This window comes from Exiguobacterium sp. EF_C8, from assembly GCF_054956715.1.
This window is the reverse complement of sequence record NZ_CM143264.1, coordinates 2,608,892-2,630,217: the sequence shown is the minus strand read 5'-3', so window position 1 is coordinate 2,630,217 and position 21,326 is coordinate 2,608,892. Positions and strand designations below refer to the sequence as shown.

Genomic DNA, 21,326 nt, shown 5'->3' with positions numbered 1-21,326 from the left:
GTGCCGAGACGTTTTTTTAGGAAGAAGGTGGGAGATAGCGAAGTCCGAGAGCATCGACGTGCGGGGCAGTGCAGGAAAAACGGAGACGGATCGCTTGTTGACTATAAGCGGGTAAGGAGAGTCCGGGATGGGTGACATCTGCGATTGGCGTTTCGTCATCCATTAGTTCAAGTGTTAGCGCCTCGAGTGTCAGCGTCTGATCGCTCGCATTACGGACGAGAACGATTGCTGTCACAGTGTCTAGCTCGCGCGTGATTGAAACTGGTAAGAGGGACCAACCGTCTGCGGGTGGTGTCGGATGCGAATAAGCGACTTGGCGGATCATCCGTTGCTCGAGTTCCGTGGAGTCGTCTTCGATGAAGAGCTCCGTCAGAGTCTCGCTTGAGAAGACGAGTTGTAGCGGCTCCGTCAACTGTTCGAGGTCGACGAAACATTCGTCTTCTTCAAACGTCAACCAGAGCGGTAACGTCGCCATCGGAAGGATGACCGGGACCTCCTCGATACTGAGAACTTTACGAGCAACAAGTTCATCACCGGATAAAGCAAGGACGACGAGGTCATTCAGGTGGAACGACCGAGACAACGTGTTTTGGAACAAGGCGATGACATGAAGCGGACGGTGTGATAAGACTTGAAACAGATGGATTGCCATCTGATTGGCTTCTAGATCAGGCAGTTGTTTCACGACGTGACGAAAGACGTATTCATCTTCCTTGACGATCGGCATGTCCTCCGTGAAGTAGAGCGGGGGACGGAACACTTCATTCGACGTGTGCATGGTGCAGTTCTCCTTCGCTATCGTGTGTCTGTTCGGCGCGGCAGATGCCTGAAAGGACCTGTTTCTCGAAACTTGCAATGGCATATTCAAAATAATCCATGCCTTCCCGTTCGAAGATGCGGACCGGTTGTTCTTGTCCGTAACTGCGGAGATGAATCCCTTCTTTTAAAGTGTTCATCGCCGTCAGGTGGCGCGTCCATTGCTCGTCCAGTGCAAGGAGGATGAAACGTTTGACGGTCTCTTTTTCAGCTGTGACATGGGCAACAAGTAGGGCTTCGGTTTCAGCAATCAGCGGCTCGAGTTGTCGTTTCATCTCGTCGATCGTCTCCAGTCGTTTTAACGTGACTGGTTGATGTAACAGTTGCTCGAGTTCTGTCATGACGAGAGCCAGTGGCCATTCTTCTGGAACGAGATCGTCAGAGAGTGTTTGGTCGAGGATCGACGGCAAGACACGTCCTGCAAATGGCTGAACGATATCCTCGAGTGACGTCGCATCAACGATTCTGTTCCGGAGATGATAGATCGCTTGCCGTTGTTCACTGATGACTTCTTCGAGCTGAACGAGTTCATCCCGAACACTTCGGTTGACAGATTCACATGTCGACTGAGCGAACTGCAATAGATCCCGGACGTCACGCGAAGTGAGCGGACCGGCAGTATTTCGTACTTTTTGTTGCACACGCTCGAGGCGATCGCGCGCGAAACGGCGTGGCAGTTCATCTTCGAGCGAAAGATAAAACTGCGTCAATCCAGGATCACCCTGGCGACCTGCCCGACCACGCAACTGGTTGTCGATCCGGATCGATTCATGGCGTTCGGTACCGATGACGAACAAGCCGCCTTGTTGTCGTGCCGCTTCATCGAGTAAAATATCCGTTCCGCGACCTGCCATATTGGTCGCGATCGTGATTCGACCAGCTTGTCCGGCAGCCGCAATGATCCGGACTTCCTGATCGACGGTTTTAGCGTTCAGGATCTCGTAGGTGAGTCCGTGCGCATCAAGTGTCTTCGCGACGCGCAAGGACTGTTCAATCGATGAAGTCCCGATCAAAACCGGTCGTTCCGTGACGTGTGCCGATTTTGTTGCTAGCGCGATGGCTTCTAGCTTTTCGTCGCGTGTTGCAAAGACGACGTCCTCTGCATCGATCCGAATTTTCGGGCGGTTCGATGGAATCGTCACGACGTCCATGCCGTATGTCTTTTGAAATTCTTCCCGTGACGTCGCCGCCGTACCGGTCATTCCAGCTACCTGATGATAGAGACGGAAGTAATGTTGGATCGTAATTTGGGCGGTCGTCCGGTTCTCTTCCGTGACCGGAACCTCTTCTTTTGCTTCGAGGGCTTGGTGTAAACCATCGGATAGACTGCGTCCTTCCATCAGACGACCTGTGAAGAGGTCGACGAGCGCGATTTTTTGATCCTTGATGATATAATCGACATCTCGTTTGAGAACGACATGGGCACGTAAGGCTTGAATGACGTAATGGAAGAGGACGGAATGCTCGGCGGCAAACAGATGATCAATCGCAAACGCCTCTTCGATTGTTTCGATGCCATGATCGGTCAAGGCGACGGCTTTGATTTCTTCATCAAACGTATAATCCCGCTCGTCTTCAAACGTCTGGACGACATGACGGACGAGTTGTTGTAATCCTTCGTGGACACTGTCTCGTTCCGCCATGATGAGTGGCGTTTTCGCTTCATCGATTAAAATGCTATCGACTTCGTCGATTAAGGCGAAGTGCAGGGGACGTTGCAGACGTTCCGTCGGCTCCATGATCAGATGATCCCGCAGGTAATCGAATCCGAATTCAGTCCCGACACCGTATGTAATATCTGCTGCGTAGGCAATCCGTTTTTCCTCAAACGTTGCTTCAGCGGAATTGATTCCGACCTGCAATCCTAAAAAACGGTGGATCTGACCGATTTGTTCAGCATCGCGTCGTGCTAGATACTCATTGACGGTAATGACGTGAACGCCTTTTCCATATAACGCTTGGGTGAAGCTCGCGAGTGAAGCGACGAGCGTCTTTCCTTCACCTGTCGCCATTTCGGCGATTTGTCCTTCCAGTAGTGCGAGTCCGCCCATGAGCTGCACATCGTAGTGTCGTAAGCCGAGCGTCCGTTTACTCGCTTCTCGAACAAGCGCAAACGCCATTGGTGAGATTGCATCAATCCGTTCTCCGTTTCGTAGCCGTTCCCGCAACGAAATCGTCAACTCCCGTAACGCTTCATCAGATGTTTGCTCCATTTCTCGTTCTAAGCTATTGATCGTCGTTACGATTTTTTCATAACGATGAACTCTTCGACTTTGATCATTCAACAACTGTTTAACACGTTGAAACATCTTCGTCACTCCCTCATATGCTATGAAGTCATTATAGCAGTTAAAAATTGTAAAACGAATAGTAAAAAAAGAAATAAGTAAAACATTCCCTTAAAATTGAAAGCGTTATCAAAAAGAAGGTATCTCAGCTTTAAAAACAAAGAATCAGAAATATTTGATAACGCTTGCAAAGAGTCGAGAGAACCAGTAAAATTATTCATGAGGCAAGTGCAATCGTTTGCGCAAAGTCATTCGATTTCTTGCCTTGCATGGACGATGGAAGAAAGGATGGATGTCGGATGGCACCAACGATCGAAGCGGTCATTTTTGATTTAGACGGCGTAATTACCGATACAGCAGAGTATCACTACTTAGCGTGGAAACAATTAGGAGAGGATTTGGATATCCCGTTCGACCGGGAATTTAATGAGACATTAAAGGGTGTCAGCCGGATGGATTCACTCGAGCGTATCCTTGCGCTCGGCGGAAAACAAAACGCTTTTTCAGAGGACGAGAAGCTAGCACTCGCCGCTAAGAAAAATGAACACTATGTCACATTGATCCAGCACATCTCTGAACAGGATCTTCTTCCTGGAATCACTGCATTCCTCGATGAAATCCGAAACGCTGGGCTGAAAATCGGAATGGCGTCCGCCTCTAAAAATGCGCTGATGGTCGTTGAGGCATTAAAGGTTCGACACTATTTCGATGACATCGTAGACGCTGCGACTGTTGCACAATCGAAACCACACCCTGAAGTGTTTCTCCGTGCTGCAGAAGCACTCGACGTCGAACCGAGTCGTTGCATCGGTGTAGAAGATGCGACGGCTGGCATTACTGCTATCCACGCTGCCGGCATGTATGCCGTCGGAGTCGGACCGGAGTCGGCACTCCATGAGGCAGACTATCGTGTCGATTCGACAGATTTGCTTTCCCTTGAGCAAATCCTCGCTAGTCGCTCCCTTGTCTGAACCATTCCCTGATGGTGAAGGACATTCCTTGAAAGTTATGTATTTAAAAAGGATCGCTTCCCTGAGCGATCCTTTTTAATATGTGGTTGATTTAAAGCGAAGCGAGGATTCCGTCCGCGATTGCTTGCGCGTAGCGGGATTGATATGTCGGATTCGTAAGTTTCGCACGATCCGAACTGTTCGAGAGGAAACCGAGTTCTGCTAGAATCGATGGCGCTTGTGTGCCGCGAATGACAGCATAGTTCGCATAGTGAACGCTTCGGTTACGCATGCCAGCATACGAGACGAGACGTTGCTGAACGTTCTGAGCGAGGTTGATCGAAGAAGCACCCTTATAGTAGAAGGTCTCTGCTCCATATGCCTGTTCACTCGTTGAAGCATTGATATGAACACTGACGAAAGCAGTCGTCGCATGACTGTTCGCAAGGGCGCTCCGTTCTCCAAGTGACGGGTAGTAATCGTTTGTATAACGTGACATCGTCACATCGACTTTTCCGGCAAGACGTTCAGCGACTTGTTTCGTGACTGCAAGAACGATGTCACGTTCCGTAACGCCGTAACGAACCGCGCCTGCGTCATGTCCACCATGACCTGGGTCAAGGACAAGCAATGGACGGTTTGATGGTGCCGGTTGGAACAGTGTCAGATACGTCGCATCGACATAACCGCTTTGACCACTTGCTGTCCGGACGGCGACGAAGCCTTTCGTTTGATGCCGCGGATTCGTGACGACGACAGGGGTCCCCCGACCGAGACGGGCGATTTGACCACTGAGCGTTGAAGTATTCGCACGAAGAGCGACACTGTTACCGGACGAGATCAAGACATACATCTTCGAACCACTGTAGTCAACGTTTCCAGTCGTCGAGGCAGGGACGGAAGCCCCTTTCTTCAAGTATGTCCCCATGACATAACCTGTCTTCCCTTGGTACTGCACCGTATGCCAGTTCGATTTAACGGCGAGGGAGCTGACTGCTGTTCCACTCGGAATCGTTGTAAGTACTTTCCCGGACGTCGAAGGGGACGAACGGAAGTTCAAGCGATCGGTCGTCGTATAGACCGTGGTCTTAGCTGGTGCAGCTACTTTCTTCAAATAAGAACCCGAAACATAACCAATCTTGTTCGCATAGGTCACTTTATACCAATTTCCGCTTTTAAAACTCGATTGTACGCCTGTCCCTTTAGGAATCGTCAACAAGCGATTAGAAGACGTCGTTGCCGCACTACGTAAGGACAACGCATCGGTCGTCTTATAGGACGTCTTCGTAAAGGACGTACCACTCTCAATCTTTTTCAGGTAAGATCCCGTCACATAACCCGTCTTTCCTTTATATGACAACTTATACCAAGAGCCTTTACGGTAGTTTGACGTGACGTTCGTCGTCTTCGGGATCGTCAGTAGTTTCTTCGAAGAGGTCGAATTCGAACTACGTAAATTCAAAGCATCCGTCGTCTGATACGAAGTTTTCGTAAAGGTTGTGCCGGTCGCAGCCGATACAGTAGAAGTAGAAGCGAAGCAACCGGATACCAACGAAAGTACTAAAGCGGTCTGAAATGTTTTAGGTAATTTGCCCATTAAATTTCCAGTCTCCTTTTCGTTAAAATAAGAAAGATATATCTTGTATTAATAGAACTTAAGTATTATTAAAATAGTTAAATCTCGAAATTATATGTTCCGTTTTCATTCCTTTCTGTTAATATGAAGTGTAGCCAATTTATCGGTAAGGATATGAAAATATTACAGGATAATTAAATAATTAAAGAAATTATATATTATCGAGGCAAATTATAGTTTAACATATTTCAAAATACATACAATTGAAACACAACTGAAACATTAATGTATAAAATAGGAAAGAGGGGCAAGGAATGGGGAACAGTGAACACATCTACCGCGAACTAATGGAAATCGAAGAGGAATACCGTCGTCTGCAACGACGCGCCGAGTATTTGATCTCGGAATTAAGCCGTGGAACGGGAGAACATTCGCAAGAAATCGCCGTTACGCATGAGCGTCCGTTAAAGCAACGTCGCGTCAATCAACGGTATCCACTAGAAGTCTACGTGCACCAAATCAGTGATTTAATGCGCGAGCGTGAATCGATGACAGCACGTGATATTCAAATGGAACTCGAGTTACGTTATCGTCACCAAATCAGCAATATCTATCAATTGATGGCGAAAGTCGAACAGGCAAACCCTGCCATTAAGAAAGTCGGACGCGGTATCTATACATATGATCCAGCTGCTGAAGTACCGATCTTCATGTAAGAGCCGCTCGTCGGCTCTTTTTTTTTATGATATAATTCGCGCAGGAGCGTGATGTTACTATGTTATGGACTGCGTCCATCGTCTGTTTTATCGCCGCCTTACTGATCACACCCGTCGTGAAACGCTTTGCGATTGCAGTCGGTGCCGTTGACAGTCCAGACGCGCGAAAAGTACATGTCCGAATCATGCCGCGACTTGGCGGACTTGCGATCTATATCGCGTTCATGATCGGTTATTTTATCTTACAACCTTCGAGTCCGTATGCGACGCATATTCTAGTCGGCGGATTCGTTATTATTTTGACAGGTGCCTTTGATGATCGATTCCAGCTCAATGCCCGTTTAAAGCTGATGGGGCAAATCGTTGCCGCCGTCATTGTCCTCAACGGTGGGATTCGGATCGAGTTCATCAATCTACCGTTCGACCAACAATTATATCTCGGGTGGTGGAGTGTTCCGTTGACGTTCCTTTGGGTCATCGGGATCACGAACGCCGTCAACTTGATTGATGGATTAGATGGTTTAGCAGCCGGTGTCTCAAGTATCGTCTTGTTGACATTGATCAGTCTTGCCGTCATCCAAGGAAACGTCTACGTGACGATCGTCGCGATTCTCTTATTGATGAGTACGTTCGGCTTCTTGTTCCATAACTTTTACCCAGCGAAGATTTTCATGGGCGATACGGGTGCTTTGTTCCTCGGGTATATGCTCGGTGTGTTGTCGTTACTTGGATTCAAGAACGTGACGCTGTTCTCACTTGCCGTCCCGGTCATTTTGCTTGGTATCCCGATTTCCGATACGTTATTTGCGATCGTCCGCCGGGTGTTGCAAGGAAAACCGCCATTCGCACCGGACAAAGCTCATTTGCATCACCGGTTACTTGATCTTGGCTTTACAATGCGACAAGCGGTCCTTGTCATCTATGGACTCTGTGCAATTTTTGGGATGACGGCAGTTCTCTTTTCTCAGACGAACTCACTTGGGGCACTTGTCTCCCTCGTCATGTTACTGCTTGTCCTCGATATTTTAGTCGAGTCGCTTGGTTTGCTCGGTGAACGCTATCGTCCATTATTGAATTTGTTGGAACGTTTTACATCGAGATAGCGTATGATAAAGACCGCTCAGAAAATGAGCGGTCTTTTTTTAGGAAGGAAGTGTTAGGTTGGAACAACAGTTGAATCAACGCATCGTTTATTTAGATGTGTTACGGGGTTTTGCATTATGCGGAATCCTATTCGTCAATATGCCAAGTTTTCTTGGAGATCGATCACATGCGATGATGGGAGAAGCGGACCAATGGATTCGTCTGTTTTTTGACCTTTTCATCCAGACGAAATTCTATACGCTGTTTAGTGTCTTGTTCGGAGCAGGATTCTATTTGTTCATCCAGCGTTTGCGACAAAAAGGATTATCGAAGATGATTTTTGCGCGTCGTCTAGGGATTCTTTTTCTCATTGGATCAGTACATTTATGCTTGTGGCAGGGCGATATTTTACATACGTATGCGTTGACTGGTTTCATCTTGTTATTATTTACGAAAGCGAAGCCGATTACGAAAATGTTAGTTGCAGTCGTCGGTCAAGTGTATACTTTCCTGATTTACATATCGATTTACCAATATGCTAACGAATTCGGAGATGAATCGAGTATCGAAGAGAATGATTTCCTGCAATCGTTGGTCGCTTCCCGGGATATTGTCGGCTTCATTCACGATGAGATAACCGTTCAACTACCGCAATCCTTTCTGAACACCGGTATCATATGGCCGCAAATTCTGTCGCTGTTCTTAATCGGGGCGTTGTTGATGGAACGTTTCAGCACACGACCGCCGACGAATCGTTTTCTCTGGTGGACGTTCGGAATCAGCCTGTTGCTGACGGTGCCATCATTCGTAGGAATCATTCATTCACATATGGACGTACCAGACGGTTCATCTAATCTCTTTTATGTCTGGTTATCAGGTCGGACGCTTGCTATCACCTATGCTTGTGCTGTCGCATTACTCGTCCGTGCTGGACGAATGCGGTGGTTTGCTGGACTGGGACGGATGGCATTGACGAACTATTTAATGCACACACTCGTCTTTACATGTTTCATCTTCCTGAGCGGTCAGTTTGAAACGACGCCTTTATGGCAAGGTCTGTTACTTGTATTCCTGATTTTGATTACGCAAGGTATCGCATCAAACAGATATCTAAAGCATCATGCACAAGGTCCCATGGAGAAATTGTGGCGAAAGGGAACATACGGGAAGAAAAATCATTGAAGTTCACGAGAACTTAACAATTTTTATGTAAAATGAAAGATGGAGGTGAAACATGCATCGTTTAATCGAAATCTTTCTAGTGTCGTTTAAGCTCGGATGGACGTCGTTCGGTGGTCCGGTCGCCCATCTCGGGTATTTTTATGAAGAATATGTCAAACGGAAAAAATGGATCGACGAGAAAGCCTATGCTGACTTAGTCGCGCTCTGTCAATTCTTACCCGGTCCAGCCTCGAGTCAGGTTGGAATGGGCATCGGACTGATCCGTGGTGGGGTAGCAGGAGCAATTATTTCCTTCATCGGCTTCACGTTGCCGTCGAGTATCGCCTTGATTCTGTTCGCGCTTCTTGCGACACGGTTCGACGTTGCAGAAGCTGGATTCATTCATGGTTTGAAGCTCGTGGCAGTTGCGATTGTCGCTGACGCCGTTCTGGGTATGGGAATGAAGCTTGCGACAGGTGCCAAACGCCTGACCTTGATGTTACTGGCGCTCGCAGGCGTGCTCTTGATTGCCCATCCATTGGTGCAAGTCGGAGTTTTACTACTCGCAGGTCTTATTGCCTTCTTCTGGTTCAAAGAAGGAACGAAGACAGGTGGTTCGTTGTCAATTCGCGTACCACGAATGTTTAGCGTCATCGCACTCGTCTTGTTTTTCGTCTTACTCACCATCACACCGTTTCTCGCTCAAGCGACAACTGGAACCATCCAGCTGACGAGTATCATGTACAGTGCCGGAGCTCTCGTCTTTGGTGGCGGGCACGTCGTCTTGCCGTTTCTTGAGCAATCGCTCGTACCTGGACTCATGAATACGGATACGTTCCTTGCCGGATATGCAGCGGCACAAGCGGTACCAGGACCTCTCTTCACATTCGCGACGTATCTCGGTACGATCATCTCTGGTATTTCTGGAGGCATCCTTGCGACGCTTGCGATTTTCTTACCCGGTTTCTTACTCGTCATCGGTGTTTTGCCGTACTGGGATCGCATCCGAAAAAATCAGTCGGTTGGTCGGATGTTGATCGGGGTCAACGCTGCCGTCGTCGGTATCTTACTCGCGGCATTGTACGATCCGATTTTTACATCGAGTATTAAAAGTGGACTCGACTTCTTGATGGCTTTCGGATTATTTTGTCTGTTACGTTTTTACAAGCAGTCACCGCTTCGTATTGTTCTGATCGGTGCAGTGCTCGGGTTTCTTTTCTTCTAATAACAAAGCAGCAGCGGACATTTGTCCACTGCTGCTTTGTTATTAGACGTCACATGCGCGTCAAGAAGACGAGTTCAATCTCATCGCGGAATACGCGTTGAACTTCTGTGAAGCCGAAGCGAGCATAAAGAGCGAGCGCGGGAAGATTACGCGCGCCAGTCATGACATGTTTTGCGTGACTGTGTTCGAATAGATGTTGCAACAAGGATTGTGCAATCCCTTGCCGAAAGTATGCCGGATCAACGACGAGACGGGTGATTGTCAAATTGTCAACCGTGACGGCACCAGTGATGTTATCGTCGATAATATAAACAAAACCAGTCGGTGCCTCTATGTTGATGTCATTAATCGTTTCGCGTAATGGCGGGAAATCAGCAGTTTCGAGTAATCGTGCTTCAATCTGATAAGCGCGGCGCTGAACATCTAATAGTGACGTATGATCAGTTGGTTGAAGTGACCGAATCATCTGCAGCCTCCGTCGTCGTGCTGTCCGTTGTCTCATCAGTCGGTAGATTGAGCTGTTCCTTCAACGTCGTTTTTGCATCCGCAAGTGAAGTCGGATCAAGTTGGTAGTAGTAGACGCCGTTGATTTTCGTATCCGTTCCTTTTAAATCAATCCGGTTGATCGAACCGATTTTTTTGATGAATGGTTGCAATTGGAATGCTTCCGTCAACGACATGTTCGTTTTGAAGTTATCACCGGTCGCATCCATCAGACTGTTCAATTTCGTGATGGAACCGAATGAGGTAGATTGATCGACGATCGCTTCGACGATTTGTTGTTGGCGTTTTGTTCGACCGATATCACCTTCAGGATCTTGATAACGCATTCGGGCATAAGCGAGTGCTTCCTCCCCGTTCAACGTTTGTTTCCCCGGCTCCAATTTGACGCCATTGCGCTTATCGGATGAGTCGAGCGTATCGATTGGTAATTTGACGTCGACATCGATGCCACCTAAGGCGTCAACGATCGCGACGACACCGTTGAAGTTGATCGAGGCATAATAGTCGATGGGGATATCAAGTAATGTCTCGACGGTTTCAATCGTTGAATCGATGCCACCGAAGGCATAGGAATGGTTGATCTTATCTTCATAACCAACCGAAGGAATCTGGACAAGTGAATCACGAGGAATACTGACCATATCGACCGTCTGATCATTCTTGTTGAATGTCGCGACGATCATCGTGTCAGCACGTGAGGAGGTATCGCCAGGTCGTTCATCCGTTCCGACAAGCAAGACAGAAAAGTGGTCTTTCGTCAAATCAATCGCAGCTTTTCGTTTCTCAGACTTGTCCCCACGAGCTAAATCGACTTTTGAGTCGTTTGCGGTCTGAAATGTCTTGTACGCGACATACGCGAAGGTCGCCCCTCCGCCAATAAGCACGATAAGAAAACTGATCACGAACACTTTGAACCAAGAACGTTTTTTCTTTATCTTTTTTTTATTGCTTCGGGTTCGCTCTTCCACGTTCATTAACCCCTAACTTTATCTGAATTTTTGAAAAACTTTAAAATTCTTTACAATCAGTATAGCAGTTCAAGAAATAATGTCACGTTCGAGGTAGCGTGTAGAGCCGCTTGACAACTCAGCTTGACCATTCGTCATATTCGTCATCCAGTCGAGAAAATCCAGAACATCGGCTGTCTTGACGAGGACGTCGATCTGGACTTGATCGAGGTAATGGATCTGATCAATTGGATGGACGCTTGCCCGCAGTTCGTTCTCGAGTTTTCCAAGCCATGTATAATCGACGGTGACGGAGACGACAGTATGTTCGATCCGTTCGACGACGCCGACTGCGTTCAGTGCTTCAGAAACGCTCGAACCATAAGCGCGGATCAATCCACCGCCACCCAGCTTGATACCGCCGAAATATCGTGTCACGACAACGACCGTATCGCGTAAGTCTCGCTTTTTCAATACTTCAAGCATTGGAACACCGGCCGTTCCGCTCGGTTCACCGTCATCATTCGCTTTTTGGATCTCATTGCGTTCACCGATGACGTAGGCGGAACAATTATGGTTCGCATCGTGGTGTTTTTTTTTCAGCTCGGAAATGAACGCCTGGGCTTGTTCTTCCGTCGTTGCACGCGCTAAATAGGTAATGAATCGTGACTTTTGGATAATGATTTCGTGGAAACCGTTTTCTTTTACTGTATAATAATTAGATAATGTCATAATCAAAAATGTCCTCCTCGTTAACTAGTTCTTTCTAGCATAACGACGTTCCAAGAGAGAGACAACCGTAGACGACTGGCAAGGAATGGAGGGAGTACCATGACGAATGAGATGAGGGAGCGGCTATCCTTGAATGATATCGTACAGAACATCATCGGCGTCGTAGAAGAGAGTCGGGAAGAAATCGTCCGGATTACGGAAAGTTCTCGCGAACAGTATGCCGAAATTCAGCAAGAACTACGCGACCTGAAGATTCGGGTGCACGACTATATAAAAGAAGCAGAACGACTTGAACGGCACATCAAGGATGCGAAGGCGCGACTCGTCGTCGTCAGTAAGAACTTCGACAGCTACTCGGAACAGGATGTCCGGTCGGCCTATGAGACTGCAAACGCGTTGCAGCTCGAATCGTTCATCAATCAACGAGACGAGATGAATTGCCGAAAACGACGTGATGAGCTCGAGCGCCGACTGATTCAGCTCGATGAGACGATAGAACGAGCAGATCAATTGATTGGACGTGTCTCGGTCGTCTTGAACTTCTTGACGGACGATATGCAGATGATGAATGAAAAATATGAAAAGGCGATGCAAAAGCAGGAGATGGGTCTAAAAGTCTTCCAGTCCGCCGAAAATGAACGCCGCCGGCTGTCGCGCGATATGCATGATGGTCCGGCACAGACGCTTGCCCATGTCTTGATCCGGGCAGATTTGATTGAAAAGATTCACCAGCACAATGGGGCAGAGGCAGCTTTTGAAGAGATTCACCGTTTACGGACGTTGATTCGGGATGGGCTTGCTGATATCCGTCGTATCATTTATGATTTACGTCCGATGACGCTTGACGATCTCGGATTCGTTCCGACGCTCGAACGCTATCTTCGTCATATTCAAGAAATTTCGAATATTCCGGTTCACTTTAACTATCTCGGAGGCGGTGAACGAATCGATTCGACGTATGAAGTCGCCGTTTTCCGGATCGTGCAAGAAGCCGTTCAAAATGCAGTTAAGCATTCCAAAGCGAGTGACATTCGTATTATCATAGAACAATATCAACATTCCGTACGAATCCATGTAAAGGATAATGGCGTTGGATTTGATTTTGATTCCATCGTCGCGTCGTGTGACGAGTCATTCGGACTCGTCGGTATGCGTGAACGGATCGAATTGATCGATGGTGAATTCGAAATCGAGACGCAACCCGGAAAAGGTACGGTCATCAAGGTAAAGATTCCGATCGAGGAATCCGAAGCGAGAGGGGAAACACTGTGAACAACGAGCAAGTGAAAGTAGTCATCGTCGACGATCATCAGTTATTCCGCGAAGGCGTTAAACGAATTCTTGATTTCGAAGAAGAGTTCGTCGTCGTAGCGGAGGGGGAAAGTGGAGCGGAAGTCATCTCGCTCGTCGAAACCCACCAACCGGATATCGTCTTAATGGATATCAACATGCCGCAAGTCAATGGTGTCGAAGCAACAAAACGTCTGATGGAAGTCTATCCGGACGTCCGTGTCATCATCTTATCGATTCATGATGATGAGACATATGTCATGCATGCACTTGGTGCAGGCGCGGTCGGTTATCTCTTAAAAGAAATGGCAACCGATGAGCTCGTCAATGCGATTCGTTCCGTATACCGCGAAGGTGGCTACGTCCATCCGAAGGTCACACCGAACTTGTTACAGGAATATCGTCGTTTGATGAAGATGAAACAAACGATGGCATCACAGCCTGTTGAAAAACGAGTCGCGGAAGCACCGCTCCACGTTCTAACACGTCGCGAATGCGAAGTCTTACAGTTACTGGCGGACGGCTTCTCAAACCGCGCGATCAGCGATACATTATACATCAGTGAAAAGACGGTTAAGAACCACGTCTCATCGATCCTTCGGAAGATGAATGTACCGGACCGTACTGGTGCCGTCGTCGAATCAATCCGCCGTGGATGGGTCGTCGTCTAACATCTCGAAAGACAGGAGCCGGGGCTCCCGTCTTTCTTTTTTTATCCAAGGAAAAATGCTACACTTAAAAACGATTGTGGCGTGTCACATTCGGCAGCGTCACGACGGAACTATAAAAGCGAGGAAATTCACGGATGAGCCAGATTGTGATCTTAACGGATAGCACAGCCTATCTGCCAACTACCTATTGTGAAGAACATCAAGTGCACGTCGCACCACTTAGTGTCATCTTCGACGGTGACGCCTATCGAGAAGGGTTTGACATCTCAGTAGCTGAATTTTATAAACGCATCCAGACGGGCAGCCTCCCGACGACATCACAACCGAACATCGGTGATCTCGTTGCGTCGTTCGAGCAATTGCCGGAAGGAACGGATATCATCGGTATCACACTATCGAGTGGGATCAGTGGAACGTATCAAGCGTTACATACGATCAACATGATGGTGGAGCATGTCAACGTTCATCCAATCGATTCACGTATTTCCTGTATGCCGCAAGCGTTTCTCGTCCAAGAAGCCGTTCGTTTGCGAGATGCAGGAGCGACGGCAGAGACGATCGTTAATCGTCTGGAGACATTAAAAAAACAGATTCGAGCCTACTTCGTCGTCGACGATCTAGCCCACCTTCAGCGTGGTGGACGTTTGAGTGTCACACAGGCATTCGTCGGCTCGTTTCTGAAGATAAAACCGGTCCTTCACTTCATCGACGGGAAAATCGTTCCGTTCGAAAAAATCCGGACGTTCAAGCGAGCGGTCAATCGAATCGAGGAAATGATGAAGGAAGACATCAAAGGGGACGGAGCAGGATATGTCATCGGTGTCATCCATGCGGAGGATTCTATGAAAGCAGAAGCAGAAATTGCCGAACTAACGGCACTTTTCCCGCAGGCGCGCATCGAGATGAGCTTCTTCGGACCCGTCATCGGGACACACCTCGGACCTGGTGCAATTGGGATCACGTGGTATCATGCAGCGGAATGAACAACATAACCGATAAAACAGATGAGCAACAGGAATTCTCTTACATTGAGAATACCTGTTGCTTTTGTTTTGTCAAAATCCTCGATTTTCATGAATGATTCTACTTACGAGGACTTTTAGAGGCATAATGTACGCTATTCTCTTAAATTGACTGAGGAAAAAAGCGATGGAGCAGGAACGTATGCGGACAAGGAGATACCAGGCATATGCGAGAAAGGAACGTCACAGAAAGGAGAGGTCATGATGATGGATCTTCGAGGACGACTCGTACCTGCTGAATGGATAGATACACCAAACGAAACATATCGATACATGCCAGCCGTGACATGGCGTTGTCAACGGTGTGGCGCACTACCAGTACGAGGTGCCTGTACATGTGGAACAGCCTGTTATTATTGTCGAAAATGTCTCGCTTATGGCAAATTGCGAAGCTGCGGGAGGCTCGTGACGGATTTGGAGGCGCTTGATCCAGTGATCCCGTCGCAACACGGACCATTGTTGTTGACGCCGGCGCAACTGCGCATCGCACAAGCAATCCAGCAGACCGTCTTGCGTCCGAAACGACTTCTTGTCCATGCCGTGTGTGGTGCCGGAAAAACGCCGATGCTCTTTCCAGGAATCGCCGACGCCCTTACAAACGGACGACGTGTTCTTGTCGCAGCACCTCGGGCAGATGTCGTCCGGGAATTGACAGGGCATTTGAAGCGAGCATTCGCAAATACGTCCATTGTCTCTTTATACGGTGGTTCGTCGGAGCGTCTCGAGTTAGGTGACATCACGGTCAGTACGACACACCAATTGATTCATTACCGGCATTGTTTCGATGTCGTCTTCTTGGATGAGGTCGATGCCTTCCCTTACCGGATGGACCGGACGTTGCACCGGTACGTCAAACGAGCGATGACGAAAGACGCTGCCTTGATTTTATTAAGCGCCACCCCTTCGTTTTGGCATCGACGCTTTCCGATAGTCCGACTGATGCGGCGCTATCACGGGTATCCGTTACCGGTACCAAAGCTCGTCGTACCTTATACCGAACAGATCGTATTCGATTGGTTGGCGCGTCATGCTGCTGTACCACGGCTCGTGTTCGTCTCGCGTATTGCGGAGCTTGAGCGATGGCAGAGCCGATTCGCAGATGCAGGCTATACCGTCGAGACGGTCCATGCCGCGGATTCAGAACGAGTCGAGAAGGTCCGACACTTTCGACAGTCGACAGGAATCTTACTGACAACGACGATTCTAGAGCGGGGTGTGACGATCGAAAACGTCCAGGTTGCGATTCTTGATGCCGATCAAGGATTCAGTACGGCAGCCTTGATTCAAATCAGCGGACGTGTCGGACGATCGTCGGCGTATCCGGATGGTGACATTTTATTTTGCGCCAATGACCGAAGTGATGCGATGTATGAAGCGATCCATCACATTAAAAAAGCGAATGCCGTGCAACCATGAATCGATGTTTATTCTGTCAAGAGGTCTATCTACCTAGTTGGGAACTCGGAAATCTCTGGACTAGGCAAGTGACCTGTCCGACCTGTAAAATAAAGTTTGTAAAAAGAGGGGAATGCGTCGATTGTGGAAAGCCGGGTTCGCCATGCTGTTCAGATTGTACGGCGTGGCGGCAGCAAGGGCTGCCCCTCCAGACGACACCTCTTTATCTGTACAATGATGCAGCCAAGGAATTCATGCGTCGGTTCAAGTTTCTCGGAGATACTGCGTTGCTTGAGATGTTTACCGATGACTTGAAGAAGGTAAAAATCAAACAAGCTGTTCTTGTTCCGATACCGTTAAGCACCGAGCGTCTCGCAGACCGTCGTTTCAATCAAGCGGAGTTGATCGCACGCCAGATGCGTGGGAAGATCGCGCCGTATTTGAGTCGTTTGGAGGGTCCTGCCCAAAGTAAGGCAGGACGACAGGCTCGGCTTGCGCGAAGTAATCCGTTTTGCGTGACAAATGACGTCAAAGGGAAGAACATTGTGCTCGTCGATGACGTCTACACGACAGGTGTGACTCTTCGGCAGGCAATGTTTCGACTGAAGGAGGCAGGCGCAAAAGAAATTTCTGCTGTAACTTTATTTCGAAGTGTTTAAGAAAGCGACAATCCTGCCGATACTCTATATGAGGTGAAAGAAATGGATGTCATCAATTGTAAATCTTGCGGAAAGTTAGTCGTGCGTCAATCTTCAGAACTGTGTATTGATTGCATACGAAAGGATCATACGGATTTTGAGAAGGTGCGCGAATTTCTGCGAGAACGACGAAAAATCCGGACTTCACCTAAAGATGTCGAGATCGGAACGGGTGTCAGTCGAGATACCGTCTTCCGTTACATCAAGGAAGGGCGCTTATTGATCTCCGAGATTTCCCAAATGGAAATCATGTGTGAGAATTGCGGGAAGCCCTCCCGTGAAGGCACGATTTGTGCCGCATGTCGTGATCGTTTACGACGTGACCTCGCCCAGGCGATGCTTGACTCTTCTGACTCTTCGAAACCAAGGACGTATCGGACTTGAACTAAGAATCTTGTAGTCTAGAAAGCAGGTGTTCACATGCGAATTGATTCTACGAAATGGGTGAACATGCCCAAAACGTACGAAAGAACTCAATCAGTAGAAGGAACAAAAAACCAACGCACGAACCGTCCGGACGAAGTCAGTATCTCAACAGAAGCGCGCGCGCGTTTTAATGAGACACAGACGTCACGGACTGAAAAGATTGAATCCCTCAAGCAGGCGATCCAGGATGGAACCTATAAACCGGACGCGAAAAAAATCGCGGAACGTTTCTTGAACCTGTAAGCGGAACATCGTAGAAAATGGAGGCGACTCGGGGCACGGATGCGCGGGTCGTTTTTTATATGAATAGAACCTTTTTTAATTCGGAAGGAGAAACCGAATGCAACTCATCAATCAACTCAACGAGGCGCATGCTCATTTACTTGCGCTCGCAGAAGAAAAGAAGCACGTCTTGATTGCAAACGACATGCGTCGTTTGTCTGAAATCGTTAAAGAAGAACCGGTACATATCAAGCGGATTGAAGCATTAGAGCAAGAGCGACTTGCACTGATGGGGAGCGTGACGATGACGGAATGGATCGCGACGCATCCGGAAGATATCGACTCACTCCGGACATTGTTGCAGACGATCGGTCAGTTGCGGCAGCTGAATGCACAGAACGCAGAGCTGCTCGAGCAATCGTTGCACTATTTGGATTGGCATCTCCAACTCTTGATTCCAGAAGCAGACGACTTCACATATGGTCAGTCCGCACTGAACCAGACACACTTTAACCGAAACGCGTAAGGAGGAATACGGATGGGATCGACTTTCATGGGGCTTGAGACAGGACGTCGGGCATTAACGACGAACCAGTGGGCCCTGCAATCGACTGGAAATAACATTGCGAACGCCGGTACGGAAGGATTCTCTCGTCAGCGTCTCGTCATGGGAACAACAGAACAGCTTTCGATATCGCTTGGATCTGGCCGAAATGGTCAAGTCGGAACGGGTGTCCGCGGAGAAATGATCGAGCGGATTCGTGACATCATGCTCGATAAGCAATACCGGGATGAAGTGACGAAAGTTTCCTATTACGGCACGAAGGAAGCGGCTTTCGGACGGATGGAAGATATCATCAATGAACCGTCGGATACGGGTCTTGCGAAGGCATTCGACGGATTCTGGGAATCACTTCAGACTTTGTCGACGAATCCGCAGGACTCGGGTGCGCGCAGTGTCGTCCGGCAAAAAGCAGAGACGCTCGCACAGACCTTCAATTACATGTCGAAGGCAATCAATCAGGTCAAATCAGACTTAAAAAGTGAAATCGATGTCTCGACGAAAAAAGTCAATGATCTCTTGCAAAAAATCCATAACATCAATACGGAAATCCATGTCGTCGAACCGCTCGGTACCTTGCCGAACGCGCTCTATGATGAACGTGATCGCTACTTTGATGAACTTGCTCAATATGTCGATTTCGAAAAAGTGACGGTAGACGCTCAGGCGATCGAAACAGGGAAGATGGGGAATGCGTTACGCAATGCAGAAGGACGTATTGACGTCAACATCAAGTTTCCGAATGGGGACAAGCTGCTTGCGGTCGACTCCGACTTACCGAAAGCAGGGACACTAACCTTCACGACGAACGATCAAGGACTATACACAGGCTTCAAATCGGAGACACAAACCTACACGTTCGATCAGCTAGGCGGTTTCTCAACAGGTCGTTTGACAGGATTGATCGAGATGTACGGGCAAGAACGAAACGGTCAAGCTGTCGGGGAATACGTCAAGATGGAGAGTCAACTTGATGAGATGGCGAAGACCTTCGCCGATGCGTTCAACGCCGCGCACGCGACGAACTTGAAAAAAGACGGGACAGCGGGATCGAATGCGTTCTTTGCTTCGACAAGTGGCGACATCACGGCAGCAACGATTTCTGTCGGTAAGGAGATCAAAGCGAGTCTCGATAACATTGCGACGTCGACGGATGGAAACATCGGGGACAGTCAAGGAGCGCTGAAACTAGCGAAAATGAAGACGGCAAGCATTACGTTTACGAAGTCGGACACGACGACGACGATCGGCTCGTTCTATCAAAACGTCATCGGCAACATGGCAGTTTCGACCGAACAAGTCGCGCGCCTCGGGAAGAGTGCCGCTGTCTTGATGGAGAGTGCGGATCAACGCCGTATGTCGATGTCTGCCGTCTCGATCGATGAAGAGATGACGATGATGATTCAGTATCAACACGCTTATAATGCGGCAGCACGAAATATTACGACCGTCGATGAGATGCTCGATAAAATCATCAACGGTATGGGACTCGTAGGACGGTGATGAATAGATGAGAGTAACACAAACGATGTTGACGAAAACGAATATCGGGCACTTATCCTCTAGCTATCAGCGCTTGAGCACGCTTCAAGAGCAATTGATCAGCGGGAAGAAAATTCAGCGTCCATCCGATGATCCGGTCGTCGCGATGCAGGGCGTGCGTTACCGGACGGAAGTACGAGAAGTCGAACAGTTCAAGAAAAATGCCAGTGAAGCAACGGGCTGGATGGACTTGACGGATTCGGCCCTTAACGAAGTCACGTCGGCGATGAGCCGGATTCGTGAGTTGACGACACAGGCGGCGACGGATACGTATGATGCGACACAGCGTAAAGCGATCCAGAGCGAGGTCGGTCAATTGATCGAACACATCGGGACGCTCGCGAATACGAAATACAATGAAAAAGGGATCTTCAACGGGACGAAGACGGATACGGAATTCGTCTCGATGGACGGATTGCGTGATTACTTAGCAAGTGCTTCAGGTCCTGTTGACGGTGTCTTCACGGATGGGGATCCGACGGGCAAGGAGACGGAATCAATTCAATATGAAATCTCTTCCGGTATCGAAGTCCAAGTCAACATCTCGCCACTTAGCGTCTTTGGACCGGGAACGTTCCAGACATTGAAAAAAGTCTACGATGCCCTAGGGACGAATGCTGACAATAATGGAGCTGCTTTATCCGGTATGTTGAAGGATATCGATGAGATGGTGAACGGCACGGTCGAGACGCGTGCGGATCTCGGGGCACGGGTTAACCGGATGGATTTGAACACATCACGGCTCGAGGATCAGGAAATCATCGCAAAGACGGTCATGTCGGATAACGAAGACATCGAGGCGGAAAAAGTCATCATGGAACTGAAGTCGTACGAAACGTTACACCGAGCGGCTCTAAGCGCCGGAGCACGAATCATTCAACCGACGTTACTCGATTTTCTACGATAAGGGGTGAAGGCAGATGAATCTTCCACATCTTGAAATGCGTCAGACGGCAGCACGAATCGGGATGAATATCACACGTCCGCAAATCGAGCAGAAGCAGACACCTGCCTCCCTTTCGATTGAACAGCCCCGCGGGGAACTGTCGATTGAAACCGTCGCGGCACGTCTTGAGATCGATTCGACACAAGCCTGGATCGAGATGGGGCGTGTTCCTGCGCTCGAGTCCGTTCGGCAGTACGCTGCCTACGGTCGACAAAAGGGACAGGAAGCGGTCGCGCAGAGAGCATCGGAAGGGGATCAACTGATGCGGATCGAGCAAGGTGGGGGAACGGTCGCGCGGATTGCAAAAACTAACGACACACCGCCTGCCGAAGTGACGACACTCGGATTCATCCCGCGGAGTCTTGATCGGGTCAAGACGACTTTTACACCAGCGGAAGTCCGATTGAGCTACACCGCGAATCGTCCGAAGATCGATGTCGAAACGCATCAACCGGAGCTGACCGTAAAAGACGGACAGGTCGAGATTTTCTTACAAGAACAAAATCAATTGAATATGTGGCCGGTTGGTGGCATATTCGACGGGGAAGGATAAC

Annotated in this window: 22 protein-coding genes; 16 read left to right on the top strand and 6 right to left on the bottom strand. The window is 48.6% G+C overall.

The genetic code is table 11. The features are described 5' to 3' along the window. Window positions 1-16: 16 nt before the first annotated feature. Entirely contained in the window at window positions 17-778 is a 762-nt protein-coding gene (locus ACY2IG_RS13955) for an SLAP domain-containing protein (protein ID WP_035410161.1), read from the bottom strand. After that, window positions 762-3,125: an accessory Sec system translocase SecA2 gene (secA2, locus tag ACY2IG_RS13950; RefSeq protein ID WP_462618057.1), complete on the bottom strand. Its 2,364-nt coding sequence runs from the start codon at window positions 3,123-3,125 to the stop codon at window positions 762-764. The genes ACY2IG_RS13955 and secA2 overlap by 17 nt, the downstream gene beginning before the upstream one ends. 278 nt (window positions 3,126-3,403) lie before the next feature. On the opposite strand from secA2, the gene pgmB reads away from it, so the two are divergent. Further along, complete coding sequence (gene pgmB / locus ACY2IG_RS13945) at window positions 3,404-4,075, top strand: beta-phosphoglucomutase (RefSeq protein ID WP_035410155.1); 672 nt, start codon at window positions 3,404-3,406, stop codon at window positions 4,073-4,075. A gap of 91 nt (window positions 4,076-4,166) precedes the next feature. On the opposite strand, the gene ACY2IG_RS13940 is transcribed toward pgmB, so the two are convergent. Beyond that, complete coding sequence (locus ACY2IG_RS13940) at window positions 4,167-5,651, bottom strand: N-acetylmuramoyl-L-alanine amidase (protein WP_312067635.1); 1,485 nt, start codon at window positions 5,649-5,651, stop codon at window positions 4,167-4,169. A gap of 293 nt (window positions 5,652-5,944) precedes the next feature. On the opposite strand from ACY2IG_RS13940, the gene ACY2IG_RS13935 reads away from it, so the two are divergent. Genes ACY2IG_RS13935 through chrA form a run of 4 tightly spaced genes read left to right on the top strand, consistent with a single transcriptional unit; the run spans window position 5,945 to window position 9,815 of the window. Next, window positions 5,945-6,346 (top strand): Rok-like winged helix domain-containing protein, encoded by a 402-nt coding sequence (locus ACY2IG_RS13935; protein WP_035410150.1) that lies wholly within the window; start codon window positions 5,945-5,947, stop codon window positions 6,344-6,346. Window positions 6,347-6,405: 59 nt separating this feature from the next. After that, window positions 6,406-7,449 carry a glycosyltransferase family 4 protein gene (locus ACY2IG_RS13930; RefSeq protein WP_035410148.1) on the top strand — a complete coding sequence of 348 codons (1,044 nt, stop codon included), beginning with the start codon at window positions 6,406-6,408 and terminating at the stop codon, window positions 7,447-7,449. Between the two features lie 58 nt (window positions 7,450-7,507). Further along, window positions 7,508-8,611 carry a DUF418 domain-containing protein gene (locus ACY2IG_RS13925; protein ID WP_462618056.1) on the top strand — a complete coding sequence of 368 codons (1,104 nt, stop codon included), beginning with the start codon at window positions 7,508-7,510 and terminating at the stop codon, window positions 8,609-8,611. A 52-nt stretch (window positions 8,612-8,663) separates the two neighbouring features. Further along, the gene (gene chrA / locus ACY2IG_RS13920; protein WP_426272316.1) at window positions 8,664-9,815 is read left to right on the top strand and encodes a chromate efflux transporter; all 1,152 of its coding nucleotides are present in this window, start codon (window positions 8,664-8,666) and stop codon (window positions 9,813-9,815) included. Between the two features lie 49 nt (window positions 9,816-9,864). Here chrA and ACY2IG_RS13915 read toward each other — a convergent pair whose 3' ends face one another. From ACY2IG_RS13915 to ACY2IG_RS13905, 3 genes are all read right to left on the bottom strand, one after another. Beyond that, window positions 9,865-10,281 carry a GNAT family N-acetyltransferase gene (locus ACY2IG_RS13915; protein ID WP_462618055.1) on the bottom strand — a complete coding sequence of 139 codons (417 nt, stop codon included), beginning with the start codon at window positions 10,279-10,281 and terminating at the stop codon, window positions 9,865-9,867. Further along, window positions 10,256-11,221, bottom strand: coding sequence for an LCP family protein (locus ACY2IG_RS13910; RefSeq protein WP_462618054.1), 966 nt, complete (start codon window positions 11,219-11,221; stop codon window positions 10,256-10,258). Before ACY2IG_RS13910 ends, ACY2IG_RS13915 begins: the two co-directional genes overlap by 26 nt. Window positions 11,222-11,356: 135 nt before the next feature. Beyond that, complete coding sequence (locus ACY2IG_RS13905) at window positions 11,357-11,998, bottom strand: YigZ family protein (RefSeq protein WP_462618053.1); 642 nt, start codon at window positions 11,996-11,998, stop codon at window positions 11,357-11,359. Window positions 11,999-12,097: 99 nt separating this feature from the next. Here ACY2IG_RS13905 and ACY2IG_RS13900 point away from each other — a divergent pair, with 99 nt between their 5' ends. The 11 genes from ACY2IG_RS13900 (at window position 12,098) to ACY2IG_RS13850 (ending at window position 21,325) form a co-directional block, all read left to right on the top strand. Next, the gene (locus ACY2IG_RS13900; RefSeq protein ID WP_035410131.1) at window positions 12,098-13,270 is read left to right on the top strand and encodes a sensor histidine kinase; all 1,173 of its coding nucleotides are present in this window, start codon (window positions 12,098-12,100) and stop codon (window positions 13,268-13,270) included. Beyond that, window positions 13,267-13,959 carry a response regulator gene (locus ACY2IG_RS13895; RefSeq protein WP_029342537.1) on the top strand — a complete coding sequence of 231 codons (693 nt, stop codon included), beginning with the start codon at window positions 13,267-13,269 and terminating at the stop codon, window positions 13,957-13,959. The genes ACY2IG_RS13900 and ACY2IG_RS13895 overlap by 4 nt, the downstream gene beginning before the upstream one ends. A 134-nt stretch (window positions 13,960-14,093) precedes the next feature. After that, window positions 14,094-14,942, top strand: coding sequence for a DegV family protein (locus ACY2IG_RS13890; RefSeq protein WP_290752500.1), 849 nt, complete (start codon window positions 14,094-14,096; stop codon window positions 14,940-14,942). A gap of 243 nt (window positions 14,943-15,185) precedes the next feature. Further along, window positions 15,186-16,397, top strand: coding sequence for a helicase-related protein (locus tag ACY2IG_RS13885; protein ID WP_462618052.1), 1,212 nt, complete (start codon window positions 15,186-15,188; stop codon window positions 16,395-16,397). Window positions 16,398-16,630: 233 nt separating this feature from the next. Further along, complete coding sequence (locus tag ACY2IG_RS13880; RefSeq protein WP_231496900.1) at window positions 16,631-17,035, top strand: ComF family protein; 405 nt, start codon at window positions 16,631-16,633, stop codon at window positions 17,033-17,035. Between the two features lie 144 nt (window positions 17,036-17,179). Then, a complete protein-coding gene (locus ACY2IG_RS13875; protein WP_155960182.1) occupies window positions 17,180-17,458 on the top strand; it encodes a hypothetical protein in 279 nt (92 codons plus the stop codon). A gap of 36 nt (window positions 17,459-17,494) precedes the next feature. Further along, complete coding sequence (gene flgM, locus ACY2IG_RS13870; protein WP_035410118.1) at window positions 17,495-17,743, top strand: flagellar biosynthesis anti-sigma factor FlgM; 249 nt, start codon at window positions 17,495-17,497, stop codon at window positions 17,741-17,743. Between the two features lie 97 nt (window positions 17,744-17,840). After that, entirely contained in the window at window positions 17,841-18,248 is a 408-nt protein-coding gene (locus ACY2IG_RS13865; RefSeq protein ID WP_462618051.1) for a flagellar protein FlgN, read from the top strand. A gap of 12 nt (window positions 18,249-18,260) precedes the next feature. Continuing rightward, on the top strand, window positions 18,261-19,787 hold the full coding sequence (gene flgK, locus ACY2IG_RS13860) for a flagellar hook-associated protein FlgK (RefSeq protein ID WP_312193576.1): 1,527 nt from the start codon (window positions 18,261-18,263) through the stop codon (window positions 19,785-19,787). Between the two features lie 7 nt (window positions 19,788-19,794). Then, on the top strand, window positions 19,795-20,733 hold the full coding sequence (gene flgL / locus ACY2IG_RS13855; RefSeq protein WP_312193577.1) for a flagellar hook-associated protein FlgL: 939 nt from the start codon (window positions 19,795-19,797) through the stop codon (window positions 20,731-20,733). 13 nt (window positions 20,734-20,746) lie between these two features. Then, on the top strand, window positions 20,747-21,325 hold the full coding sequence (locus tag ACY2IG_RS13850) for a DUF6470 family protein (protein WP_312193578.1): 579 nt from the start codon (window positions 20,747-20,749) through the stop codon (window positions 21,323-21,325). Window position 21,326: the final 1 nt, after the last annotated feature.

Coding starts and splice junctions, on each gene's coding strand:
- ACY2IG_RS13955 (WP_035410161.1), bottom strand. CDS start 778: ATGCACACGTCGAATGAAGTGTTCCGTCCCCCGCTCTACTTCACGGAG.
- secA2 (WP_462618057.1), bottom strand. CDS start 3,125: ATGTTTCAACGTGTTAAACAGTTGTTGAATGATCAAAGTCGAAGAGTT.
- pgmB (WP_035410155.1), top strand. CDS start 3,404: ATGGCACCAACGATCGAAGCGGTCATTTTTGATTTAGACGGCGTAATT.
- ACY2IG_RS13940 (WP_312067635.1), bottom strand. CDS start 5,651: ATGGGCAAATTACCTAAAACATTTCAGACCGCTTTAGTACTTTCGTTG.
- ACY2IG_RS13935 (WP_035410150.1), top strand. CDS start 5,945: ATGGGGAACAGTGAACACATCTACCGCGAACTAATGGAAATCGAAGAG.
- ACY2IG_RS13930 (WP_035410148.1), top strand. CDS start 6,406: ATGTTATGGACTGCGTCCATCGTCTGTTTTATCGCCGCCTTACTGATC.
- chrA (WP_426272316.1), top strand. CDS start 8,664: ATGCATCGTTTAATCGAAATCTTTCTAGTGTCGTTTAAGCTCGGATGG.
- ACY2IG_RS13915 (WP_462618055.1), bottom strand. CDS start 10,281: ATGATTCGGTCACTTCAACCAACTGATCATACGTCACTATTAGATGTT.
- ACY2IG_RS13905 (WP_462618053.1), bottom strand. CDS start 11,998: ATGACATTATCTAATTATTATACAGTAAAAGAAAACGGTTTCCACGAA.
- ACY2IG_RS13900 (WP_035410131.1), top strand. CDS start 12,098: ATGACGAATGAGATGAGGGAGCGGCTATCCTTGAATGATATCGTACAG.
- ACY2IG_RS13890 (WP_290752500.1), top strand. CDS start 14,094: ATGAGCCAGATTGTGATCTTAACGGATAGCACAGCCTATCTGCCAACT.
- ACY2IG_RS13885 (WP_462618052.1), top strand. CDS start 15,186: ATGATGGATCTTCGAGGACGACTCGTACCTGCTGAATGGATAGATACA.
- ACY2IG_RS13880 (WP_231496900.1), top strand. CDS start 16,631: ATGCGTCGGTTCAAGTTTCTCGGAGATACTGCGTTGCTTGAGATGTTT.
- flgM (WP_035410118.1), top strand. CDS start 17,495: ATGCGAATTGATTCTACGAAATGGGTGAACATGCCCAAAACGTACGAA.
- ACY2IG_RS13865 (WP_462618051.1), top strand. CDS start 17,841: ATGCAACTCATCAATCAACTCAACGAGGCGCATGCTCATTTACTTGCG.
- flgK (WP_312193576.1), top strand. CDS start 18,261: ATGGGATCGACTTTCATGGGGCTTGAGACAGGACGTCGGGCATTAACG.
- flgL (WP_312193577.1), top strand. CDS start 19,795: ATGAGAGTAACACAAACGATGTTGACGAAAACGAATATCGGGCACTTA.
- ACY2IG_RS13850 (WP_312193578.1), top strand. CDS start 20,747: ATGAATCTTCCACATCTTGAAATGCGTCAGACGGCAGCACGAATCGGG.